This is a genomic window from Nostoc sp. CHAB 5715, assembly GCF_020829685.1.
Lineage (GTDB): Bacteria > Cyanobacteriota > Cyanobacteriia > Cyanobacteriales > Nostocaceae > Nostoc.
Genome location: NZ_JAIVFR010001126.1, coordinates 1 through 2,223 on the forward strand (window position 1 = coordinate 1; position 2,223 = coordinate 2,223).

General features: G+C 47.8%; 2 protein-coding genes and 1 pseudogene. All 3 read left to right on the forward strand.

Annotated elements, in window-relative coordinates:
• Positions 1-429 (forward strand): DinB family protein (locus LC574_RS36735; protein WP_229458547.1); only part of this gene is annotated, 429 nt, incomplete at its 5' end.
• A gap of 89 nt (positions 430-518) precedes the next feature.
• A pseudogene (locus tag LC574_RS36740) lies at positions 519-997 on the forward strand (MarR family winged helix-turn-helix transcriptional regulator).
• Positions 957-2,223: MFS transporter (locus tag LC574_RS36745; protein WP_229458549.1), on the forward strand; the 1,267-nt coding region annotated here is incomplete at its 3' end. The pseudogene LC574_RS36740 and the gene LC574_RS36745, both read left to right, overlap by 41 nt.

The following is a 2,223-nucleotide window of genomic DNA, read 5'->3' on the forward strand; positions in this document are numbered from 1 at the left end:
CCTGAAGAGGTATTGCACGCACCAAGGCCAGGCAGGGCGGGAGGAATGCTGGGCGTGATGGGGCATATCTTTGTTGTCGGATCGATATGGAAAGCGCATTTGACGGGCGGGATACATGGCTATGAATCAAGGCAAATGCAAGTTGCCGTGGTTCTTGATGTACTGCGGCAGCGCCAGGCGCAGCTGGACCAATGGTACTTGGAGTTCCTGCAACAGCAGCAGGCTTCGGCCCTCGCCAAAAGCATCGACTTCGTATTCATAGGTGGTGAAAAAGGGCGGATGCAAATGAGTCAAATGCTGACTCACGTAGCAAATCATGCGACTTATCACAGAGGCTATGTGGCTGACATGATCTATGAAACGGGAGGCGTTCCGCCAACGATGGACATCCCTGTATTTGTTCGGCATGAACAGGCGCTCTGCGGTTAGCCTTTCATGTAAAAAGAGGACTGTCTTAACATTAATCTGTGGGCGATTTTATCCACGGGTGGCAATGTAACTAGGAGAATAAATAGCCAATGACCCTCGGTAAACCTTTGCAAAGCGCGACTGCAAAAGAATGTGCTGCTGGGGTAATGGATACAATTCCGTTAGTGATGCGGTTTATCCGAGCGGATATGCGAGCTAATAGTGCCGCTTGTTTATCTATACCGCAGTTGCTCGCTAGCATTTCTCAATCGCAGTCCAGGTGCTTCACTATCTGATTTGGCAGAGCATTTAGGTGTCACCTGTGCGACAGCATCAGCCACAACAGAACGGCTAGTACAACGCAACTTGGTGCAACGCAGCAACGATCCGCAAGAAAGGCGGCGGGTTCTCCTGAATCTCACGCAAGAGGGAAAGCATCAATTAAACCAGTCTCAAGACCAAACTCGCGCTCATATTGCCCGACCTTTTGGAAGGTCTGACACCAGAGCAAGTTTCCAACATTGAAGAAGGGTTGGCTCTACTAAAAAATGTCTTCGAGCAAACGGAAATTAAACCAGAGCAACACTAAGTCTGCAAAACACGATCCTTTTGCGGCGCTCAGGTTTCGAGATTATCGGCTATTTACTATCGGGCGTGTACTCCTGTTCATCGGGTCACAAATGCAAACCGTGGCCATTGGCTGGGAACTCTATGAGCGCACAAATTCAGCTTTAGCATTAGGTGGTGTTGGGCTAGCTCAAGTCTTGCCAATGATTGCCCTCACCTTGATTGCTGGCGATATCGCCGATCGCCGCGATCGCAAACTGACAATGTTGCTGTCAGTACTGCTGTTAGTCTTATGTTCCCTAGCTTTGGCTGTACTTTCTTGGACTAAGGGTGCAGTAGTTTTATTTTATGCCTGCTTGGTATTCACAGGGATTGCTAGGGCTTTCTTGAAACCTGCCAGTGATGCCTTGATGTGGCAATTGATACCTGTTAGTGCCTTTACGAATGCAGCCACTTGGAATAGTAGTAGCTTTCAGTTAGCCTCAGTTATTGGCCCAGCCTTGGGAGGATTTGGTATAGCCTTCTTGGGAGGTGCGACAGGGGTATACGTACTGGGTGCGATCGCAGGTTTGCTATGTTTTGTCTTAACGGTGGCAATATCAAAACAAGAAACCATTCGTTCTAAAGAACCAATCTCACTCAAAGCACTCTCAGCAGGGGCTAAATTTGTCTGGCAAAATCAATTGATTTTAGCAGCCATTACCTTAGATATGTTTGCAGTTTTGTTAGGAGGTGCGATCGCGCTACTACCCATTTTCGCCAGGGATATTTTGCAGGTAGGGCCATTAGAATTAGGCTACCTACAAGCAGCCCCCTCCATTGGGGCTTTATTGATGGCGGTTTTACTGGCATATCTACCACCCTTACGCAAAGCGGGGCCTGCCTTACTCTGGTCAGTAGTTGGCTTTGGTGTTGTCACAATTATCTTTGGGCTGTCTCGTTCGTTTTGGCTATCACTATTAATGCTAGTGCTGAGTGGCGCACTAGATACTATTAGCGTTGTAATTCGCCATACCTTAGTACAAATTAGAACTCCAGATAATTTACGCGGTCGCGTTGCTGCGATCAATAGTGTATTTATTAGTGCCTCTAACGAGTTAGGTGGCTTTGAATCAGGTCTGACGGCTGCTTTATTTGGCCCAGTCATCTCTGTAGTTGGTGGTGGAATTGGCACGATTGCAGTCGTAATTGCTGTAGCTGCAATTTGGCCGGGTATTGCCAAGTTAGGAGCATTACAAGAATATGAGG